8 protein-coding genes and 1 pseudogene are annotated in these 7,641 nt (G+C 71.0%); 5 read left to right on the top strand and 4 right to left on the bottom strand.

Translation table 11 applies throughout. The annotated features are described in order from the left end of the window. The 3 genes and pseudogenes from O3Q52_RS44605 to O3Q52_RS44595 form a co-directional block, all read left to right on the top strand. Positions 1 to 517 (top strand): annotated as a pseudogene (locus O3Q52_RS44605) (glycosyl transferase); the annotation flags it as partial. Positions 518 to 625: 108 nt separating this feature from the next. Then, on the top strand, positions 626 to 2,233 hold the full coding sequence (locus O3Q52_RS44600) for an MFS transporter (protein WP_269654232.1): 1,608 nt from the start codon (positions 626 to 628) through the stop codon (positions 2,231 to 2,233). A 69-nt stretch (positions 2,234 to 2,302) separates the two neighbouring features. Beyond that, positions 2,303 to 3,094 (top strand): TetR/AcrR family transcriptional regulator, encoded by a 792-nt coding sequence (locus tag O3Q52_RS44595; RefSeq protein ID WP_269654231.1) that lies wholly within the window; start codon positions 2,303 to 2,305, stop codon positions 3,092 to 3,094. Between the two features lie 161 nt (positions 3,095 to 3,255). Here the strand turns inward: O3Q52_RS44595 and O3Q52_RS44590 are convergent, their stop codons facing one another. Then, positions 3,256 to 3,726, bottom strand: coding sequence for a PPOX class F420-dependent oxidoreductase (locus O3Q52_RS44590; protein ID WP_189841615.1), 471 nt, complete (start codon positions 3,724 to 3,726; stop codon positions 3,256 to 3,258). 37 nt (positions 3,727 to 3,763) lie between these two features. Further along, a complete protein-coding gene (locus tag O3Q52_RS44585) occupies positions 3,764 to 4,108 on the bottom strand; it encodes an STAS domain-containing protein (RefSeq protein WP_269654230.1) in 345 nt (114 codons plus the stop codon). A gap of 241 nt (positions 4,109 to 4,349) precedes the next feature. Between O3Q52_RS44585 and O3Q52_RS44580 the strand changes: the two genes are divergently transcribed. Together O3Q52_RS44580 and O3Q52_RS44575 are read left to right on the top strand one after the other, a co-directional pair. Then, complete coding sequence (locus O3Q52_RS44580; RefSeq protein WP_269654229.1) at positions 4,350 to 5,075, top strand: GAF and ANTAR domain-containing protein; 726 nt, start codon at positions 4,350 to 4,352, stop codon at positions 5,073 to 5,075. Positions 5,076 to 5,103: 28 nt separating this feature from the next. Further along, positions 5,104 to 5,937, top strand: a complete 834-nt coding sequence (locus tag O3Q52_RS44575; protein WP_269654228.1) for a GAF and ANTAR domain-containing protein — start codon at positions 5,104 to 5,106, stop codon at positions 5,935 to 5,937. On the opposite strand, the gene O3Q52_RS44570 is transcribed toward O3Q52_RS44575, so the two are convergent. Both O3Q52_RS44570 and O3Q52_RS44565 read right to left on the bottom strand, forming a co-directional pair. Beyond that, the gene (locus O3Q52_RS44570) at positions 5,923 to 6,747 is read right to left on the bottom strand and encodes a YceI family protein (protein ID WP_269654227.1); all 825 of its coding nucleotides are present in this window, start codon (positions 6,745 to 6,747) and stop codon (positions 5,923 to 5,925) included. The genes O3Q52_RS44575 and O3Q52_RS44570 overlap by 15 nt on opposite strands. 77 nt (positions 6,748 to 6,824) lie before the next feature. After that, positions 6,825 to 7,641, bottom strand: an 817-nt coding sequence (locus O3Q52_RS44565) for a collagen binding domain-containing protein (protein WP_269654226.1), incomplete at its 5' end; no start/stop codon positions are given.

Here is a 7,641-nt window from a genome sequence, read left to right as displayed (position 1 = left end):
GATGGGCCGGCCCCCGACCGGCGGCTTCCCCGGCGGCGGCCAGAACCAGCAGGGCGGCAACGGTCAGACGGGCCAGAACGGCCAGACCCAGCGCGGTGGCGGCACCGGCGACGGCGGCGGTATGGGCGGCGGTGGCGGTATGGGCGGTCTGCTCAACGGCGCGACCGTCAGCTCCGAGGCCAAGGCCCTCCTGGAGAAGAACTCCGGCGACTACACCTGGGTCGCGGCGGCCATCGGCGCCCAGAACGCCGCGAGTTACCAGCTCTCCACCGGTGACCCGGTCATGGCGATCGGCGGCTTCAACGGCAGCGACCCGTCGCCGACGCTGGCCCAGTTCAAGAAGTACGTGGAGGACGGGAAGATCCACTACTTCATCTCCTCCGGCTCCATGGGTGGCGGTGGCGGCGGCAGCAGCTCCGGCACCGGAACCCAGATCAGCGAGTGGGTGCAGGAGAACTTCAAGGAGGTGACGGTGGGTTCGTCCACCTTCTACGACCTGACGCAGCCGACGAGCTAGTCCGGAGGGCTTCAGCAGAGGGGTGGTGGCCGGGGCGAGAGTGCCTCGGCCACCACCCCCCTCTTTTTGTGTTGTACAGCGTATGGGAGTTGTTCTACGGTGTATGGCATGTCAACCTCGCAGGGCGAAAGCCAAAGCCAAGGCCTGGGTCACAGCCACAGCCACAGCCAAGGCCTGGGTCACAGCCACAGCCACAGCCAAAGCCACCCCCAGCGCTGGCTGATCCTCGGTGTGATCCTGCTCGCCACGCTCACCGTGCTGCTCGACAACACCGTCCTCAACGTCGCGATCCCCTCCCTCACCGAGGAGCTGGACGCGTCCACGGCGGACATCCAGTGGATGATCAACGCGTACTCGCTGGTCCAGTCGGGCCTGCTGCTCACCGCCGGCAGCGCGGCCGACCGATACGGCCGCAAGAAAATGCTGGCCACGGGCCTCGTCCTCTTCGGCGTCGGCTCGGTCACCGCGGGGCTCGCCCAGAGCGCGACCCAGCTCATCGCGGCCCGCGCGGGCATGGGTGTCGGCGGCGCGCTCCTGATGACCACGACCCTCGCCGTCGTCGTGCAGATCTTCGACGAGACCGAGCGGGTCAAGGCGATCGGCCTCTGGTCGACGGTCAACTCGCTCGGCTTCGCGGCGGGCCCGCTGCTCGGCGGCGTCATGCTCGAACACTTCTGGTGGGGCGCGATCTTCCTGATCAACCTCCCCGTGGCCGTCCTCGCCCTGGTCGCCGTACTCAAGCTGGTTCCCGAGTCCAAGAACCCCCAGGGCGACCGCCCCGACCTCCTGGGCGCCGTGCTCTCCACGATCGGCATGACCGCGGTCGTCTACGCGATCATCTCGGGCCCCGAACACGGCTGGACGTCGCTCCAGGTCCTGGGGTCGGGCGCGGTCGGCATCGCCGTCCTCGCGGCCTTCGTCCGATGGGAGCTGAGCATCGAGCACCCCATGCTGGACATGCACTTCTTCCGCAACGAGCGCTTCATCGGTGCCGTCGCCGGCGCGGTCCTGGTCGCCTTCGGAATGGGCGGTTCCCTCTTCCTGCTCACCCAGCACCTCCAGTTCGTCCTCGGATACGAGCCGTTGGAGGCGGGCCTGCGTACGGCGCCGATGGCCCTGTCCGTGGTGGCCCTCAACCTCACCGGTGTGGGCGCCCGGATCGTCGTCAAGCTGGGCACTCCGGCCACCATCGCCCTCGGTATGACGATGCTGTCGGCGGGCCTGGCGGCGATCGCCCTGTTCGGCGGCGGCACGGACGGCGGCTACGGAGGCATGCTGCTGGGCCTGGTCGTCATGGGCGCGGGCATCGCGGTCGCCATGCCCGCCATGGCCAACGCCATCATGAGCGCGATCCCCCCGGAGAAGGCGGGGGTGGGCGCGGGCGTCAACGGCACGCTCAGCGAATTCGGCCTCGGCCTCGGCGTGGCGGTCCTCGGCGCGGTTCTCAACTCCCGCTTCGCCGCGCTGGTTTCGGTCGCGGCGGCCTCGTTGCCGGCGGCGCTGGCCTCCGCGGAGTCGGCGGACGAGCGAGCGCGGATCACGGACGCGTTCGCCTCGGGTCTGGAGACGAGCCAGTTGGTGGGCGCGGCCGCCGTCCTCCTCGGTGGACTGCTGGCCGCGGCGTTGCTCCGGCGGGCGATGGGGGTACCACCCGGATGTTCAGTACTGGGGGAGGGCAGACTCCGCGGTGACGATGGCGGCGTAGGGCCCGCTTAGCATCAGGGAGGGGGCGGACCTCGGTGTTCCGGGTCGCCCTCTCCGTAAGAGTTCCGAGGAAGGTGCGCCATGGTGAGGGCAGCCGACCGGGCCAAGCGTCCGGCGCGGACCAGCGTCTGGTTGGAGGGCAAGGCCCCGCGGGGCGGCAGTGCCCGGGGCGGGCAGCCGTCGTCGCTCGACCGGGACCGGATCACCGAGGTCACGGTACGGCTGCTCGACGCGGAGGGGCTGGCCAAGTTCTCCATGCGCCGGCTGGCCGCCGAGCTGAACGTGACCGCGATGTCCGTCTACTGGTACGTGGACACCAAGGACGATCTTCTTGAGCTGGCCCTCGACGCGGTGTTCGGCGAACTGGAGCTGCCCGACCCGGAGTCGGGCGAGGACTGGCGCGAGCAGCTCCGGGCGCTGGCCGTCGGGTACCGGGCCCTGCTCGTACGGCACCCCTGGGTGTCGCCGCTCGTCGGCACGTTCCTCAACATCGGGCCGCACTCCATGGCGTTCTCGCTGCGGGTGCAGGAGGTCGTGCGCAACACAGGGCTGTCGTTGCGGCGGCAGAGCGGGGCGATCTCCGCCGTTTTCCAGTGGGTGTACGGGTTCGGCACGATCGAGGGCCACTTCGTGCAGCGGTGTGCCTCCGCGGGGATGACGCAGGACGAGTACTTTCACCAGGCCATGAGTACGTTCAGTGGGCATCCTCAGTTCGCGGAGAACTATGAGAGTGCGGCGGGGCTCATGGAGGCGCGTGGGGGTGACACGGTCGAGGAGATGCGGGAGCGGGACTTTTCTGTGGCGTTCGACTTGCTGGTCGCGGGGATCGAGAGCGTCGTCGCCCGCGAAGCGGGCCGTGAGGCCGGTGGGTGAGTGGCTGCCGCCGGTTTGTGTGTGATGTGCGGGTGGGTGGGGGCTGGTCGCGCAGTTCCCCGCGCCCCTGAAAGCTTGCGGTGCCCCCCTCCCGAAAAGGTGCCGCAGGTCTCCGTGCCGTCAAGGATGCGCAGTTCCCCGCGCCCCTGAAAACAAGGGGCCTACTCCTGTGGGGCCAGCCTTGCCGGGAAGCCCCCCGTTGCCACCGGGCCCCACCTCTCAGGGGTGATCCTGATGATGGACTTGGCCTGCTTGAGCATGGCCTCTCGGTATTCGTTCCAGTCGGGGTGTTCGCCCGCGATGTTGCGGTAGTACTCGACGAGGGGCTCGACGGAGTCGGGGGAGTCGATCACCTCGGCCGTGCCGTCGATCTGGACCCAGGGGCCGTTCCACTCGTCGCTCAGGACGATGAGGCTGACGCGGTCGTCGCGCTTGGCGTTGCGGGTCTTGGCGCGCTCCGGGTAGGTCGAGACGACGATCCGGCCCGAGTCGTCCACTCCGCAGGTCAGCGGGGAACCCTGGGGACCGCCGTCCGACCTGCGCGTCAGCAGGATGGCGCGGTGGCGGGGGCGTACGAAGTCCAGCAGATCGTCGAGGGAGACAGAGGTGTTCGTCGCGATGTTCGATGCCATGGCCCCAGCCTAGGACTCCCTCCGCCCCGGACGCGGCCTAGGACTCGATCGCCTCCGCGAGGTTGTCGTACACGGGTACGTCGCGGCGCATCCCCGTCAGCTCCAGGACACGGCTCGCCACCCCGTTCGGCTGTGCCGCCACGCGCAGTTGGGCGGGCCGGGGCAGGCGGCCGCGGACACCGGCGACCACACGGACGCCCTGGGAGTCCATGAATTGCGTACGGGTGAGGTCCAGGACCAGCAGCCGCAGCCGGTCCCTCCTGGCGTCCACGACGTCCAGGGCGCCGACGAGGACGACATCGGCGTTGCTCAGGTCGATCTCCGAAGGAAACCCGAGCAGGGTGCATTCCGGCAGGTCATAAGGGTTCGGGAAGAAGGTCATCGCACTCACCTGGCAGACGTTCGTCCGGATTCCGATGAGGCCGCTTCCTGACCCGCACGCCCATTGCACCACGCGTGCGGGCGAGATCGGAAGCACGTACGAAGAGCCGCGCCCTCACTCCAACAGAGCAGCTAAAGTGGCTCTTCGTCCTGTGCTCGCAGTCGGGAATGTGCTGCGGAGCTCTCCTGCGCACAGCCGCCGGGGTCTGTCGTCCATCCGACGACGGGATCCGGGGCCGTGCATGCCGAAGAGGTTCGTGGTGGCTGCGTCTGATTTTTCCGAATTGCCCCGTTTTTCCGGGGGTCTTGAGCTGGCCGAGACACTGACGGTCGCGGCTCAGCAGCTGCACGAAACGTCCAGTCCCCGCGGCACCCTGCGCACCGCCGTCCGCCTCGCCGTGCACATCCTCCCCGGCGCCGAGCACGCCGGTATCTCCGTCATCGAGCGCAAGGCCCACCGCCAGACCCTCGCCTGGACCGACGAGATCGTCCGCTCCGCCGAGGCCCTGGCCTCGGGCGGGGACCACCAGCACTGGACCCGGCTGTGGACCTCCCCGGTCGCCCGTATCGAGGACAGCGCCTCCGGCGACGACGACGGCGAACCCGCCCTCTCCGACCTCGGACTGCGCTCGGTGCTCTCGCTCCGGCTGCGCGCCGAACGCCAGCGGCTCACCGTCCTCACGGCGTACGCGACCAAGCCGCGGGCCTTCGACGACTCGGCCACCCGGATCGGCCGGCTGTTCACCGCGCACGTCAGCATCGCGTTCGACTCGGCGACCGCCCGGGAGCAGCTCACCGAGGCCATGCGCACCCGGGACCTGATCGGCCAGGCCACGGGCATCCTCATGGAGCGCCTCGACATCGACGCGGCGGAGGCCTTCGACAGCCTCGTACGGACCTCCCAGCGGGAGAACGTCAAGCTGCGTGACCTGGCCAGACGGATCGTCGACGCCAGGAGCAGCGAGTGACCGGGCACCGACGGGATACCCGTGCCCCATGAGACTCTCAGCCGATCCCGCCGATCCCGCCGATCGTGATGCTCGTCATTCTCGTGACGAGCAGCCTCGTGCCACCGCCCCGGAATCCGCCGCGCTGCACCAGGCGCTGGCCGGCACCGGCGGCCTCGACACACTGCTGCGCGATCTCACGGATCGTGCGGTGCTCGCCGTGGCGGGCGCCGAGGCGTGCAGCATCACCGTGCGCCGCGACGGGCGCCTGCTGACGGTGGCGGGCAGCGGCGGTCTGCCCAGCGGGCTCGACCAGCGTCAGTACGAGAACGGCGACGGGCCCTGCGTCCGGGCGGCGGACTCGGACGCGGAGCAGCACGCGCCCGACCTGTCCGAGGAGGACCGCTGGCCCACGTACGCCGCGTACGCCCTCTCCAAGGGGGTCCGTACGGTGCTGGCCCTGCCGCTCGCGGTCGACGGCGAGACCGACGCCGCCCTCAATCTCTACGCCACGACGGAGGGCGCCTTCCGTGGGAGCCGCGACGCGGCCAGGTCCTTCGCGGCGAACGCCTCGGACGCGATCAACGCCGCCCTGCTCATCGAGCGCGAGAGGGCGTCTGCGGGGGACGTCCGCACGGCGCTGCTCTCGCGCAGCGTGATCGACCAGGCGATCGGCATCCTCATGGCCCAGGAGCGCTGCACCGCCCAGACGGCACTCGACACCCTGCGCCGCGTCTCCCAGGACGCGAACATCAAACTCCGTGACCTGTGCGGCGACTTGGTGGCCCGCACGACGGACGGGGCGTCGGACCGGCCGTCGAACGGCGCGTCGCACGGGCGCCGTGGCGGTGCCTCGGGCCGCCGGGCGTCACAGCGACGGTAGCGTCCCGCCCTGCACGGCCTGGACGTCCAGCTCCACCTTCAGCGTCGTACCGATCGCCGCGATGCCCGCCTGGAGCGCCTGGTTGTAGTTCATCGCGAAGTCCTCGCGGCGCAGCTCGGTGGTGGCCCGGAAGGCCGCGCGCGTGCCGCCCCAGGGGTCGGCGCCCGTGCCCAGGTAGGCCAGGTCGAGGTCGACCGGCCGTACGACCCCGTGCATGGTCAGTTCGCCGTGGACCGTCCAGCGGTCGGTGCCCGCGGCCGGGGTCAGGCCCGTCGAGACGTACGTGATCTGCGGGTGGCGCTCGACGTCCAGGAAGTCCGCGGACTTCAGGTGGCCGTCGCGCATGGCGTTGCCCGTGTCGATGGAGGCCGCTGAAATCACCGCCTCCACCCGGGACTTGGCCACCTCGTCCGGCGCGATGTCGATCGAGCCCGCGAACTCCGTGAACCGCCCGTGCACGCTGGAGATCCCCAGGTGCTGGGCGACCGCGCCCACGGAGGAGTGGGCCGGGTCGACGGTCCAGGGGCCGGGCGGCGGCAGTTCGGTGCCACCCTGCCGGGCCAGCGTCACGGTGCCGATCGCGGCCCGGCCGCTCGCCGTCACGATCGCGCTGGACGCGGCGGGCGCGTACCCGACGGCCGTGACGATCACGGTGTACGCCCCGGGCGCGAGCTCCGTCGCATCCCTTACGCCGCCCTCCTCGTCCGCCTCGGCACGCACCACCTGTGTGCCCGTCCCGTCGGTCACCGTGACGACCGCGTGCGACACGGCCCAGCCGTCCCGCGTACGGATCCGCGCGGTCAGTCCCATTGCAAGCCTCATCTCATGAAACCGGCCCGCGGTGCGTGCCTCCGCCAGGAGCACGCGCCACGGGCCGGGGTTCTCAACTACTCGCCGGGGTGGGCGAGTTCGATGTCGTGGCCGTCCACACCGCCGCCGTTCACGGTCAGCGCCGTGGCCACCGGCGGGTAGCCGGTCGCGATGACCGTGTACTCGCCGCTGTCCAGGTCGGCGAAGGCGTACGCCCCGTCGGCCCCGGTGGTGGCGGTGCCGACCACGTTGCCCGCCGCGTCGACGAGCGTGACCCGGGCGTCGCCCAGCGGTCCGCCGGGTGCCCGCACGACGCCCTGGAGCTGCGCGCCCGCGGTGAGCGCGACCTCGATCCGGGTGACCCCGGTGCCGCCGACCTCGACGGGCAGGGCCCGCGGCCGGTGCCCGGCGGCGTTCACCGCGACGGTCACGGCGCCCGGCACCAGTTCGGCGAAGGCGAACTCGCCCTGCTCGCCGGTGGTCCCGGTGGCCAGCACGTCGCCGCGCACATCGGTCACGATGACCATCGCGCCCACGACCGGCTTCCCGCCCTCGGCGGCCTTCACCGTGCCGGACAGCCCACTCGTCCCGCTCAGCAGGATGTCGTACGCGAGCGGCTCACCGTTCACGACGATCGTCGAGGCCTGCGGCTGGAACCCGTCCGCCGAGGCGATCAGCACGTACGAACCCGTGCCGGGCGCGTCCACCGCGTAGGCGCCGTCGGCCTGCGCGACCGAGCGGCCCAGCTGACGGCCCGCGAGGGAGATCAGCGTGACGGCGGCCCGGGGGACGGGCGCGCTCTCGGCACCGCGGACGTATCCGCGCACCGCGACCCCGCCCGAGCCGTTGCCGGAGGCGGCGCCCGATCCGGCCGCCACGGTGGCGACGGCCGCG

It is taken from the genome of Streptomyces sp. ActVer (assembly GCF_027270795.1).
Lineage (GTDB): Bacteria > Actinomycetota > Actinomycetes > Streptomycetales > Streptomycetaceae > Streptomyces > Streptomyces umbrinus_A.
Note: the sequence above shows the minus strand (reverse complement) of the source record. Positions and strands in the feature narration are given on the sequence as shown.

What these genes read in the sequence shown, in the direction of transcription:
- O3Q52_RS44600 (WP_269654232.1), top strand. Translation starts at nt 626, where the DNA reads ATGTCAACCTCGCAGGGCGAAAGCCAAAGCCAAGGCCTGGGTCACAGC.
- O3Q52_RS44595 (WP_269654231.1), top strand. Translation starts at nt 2,303, where the DNA reads ATGGTGAGGGCAGCCGACCGGGCCAAGCGTCCGGCGCGGACCAGCGTC.
- O3Q52_RS44590 (WP_189841615.1), bottom strand. Translation starts at nt 3,726, where the DNA reads ATGGCATCGAACATCGCGACGAACACCTCTGTCTCCCTCGACGATCTG.
- O3Q52_RS44585 (WP_269654230.1), bottom strand. Translation starts at nt 4,108, where the DNA reads ATGACCTTCTTCCCGAACCCTTATGACCTGCCGGAATGCACCCTGCTC.
- O3Q52_RS44580 (WP_269654229.1), top strand. Translation starts at nt 4,350, where the DNA reads ATGCCGAAGAGGTTCGTGGTGGCTGCGTCTGATTTTTCCGAATTGCCC.
- O3Q52_RS44575 (WP_269654228.1), top strand. Translation starts at nt 5,104, where the DNA reads ATGAGACTCTCAGCCGATCCCGCCGATCCCGCCGATCGTGATGCTCGT.
- O3Q52_RS44570 (WP_269654227.1), bottom strand. Translation starts at nt 6,747, where the DNA reads ATGGGACTGACCGCGCGGATCCGTACGCGGGACGGCTGGGCCGTGTCG.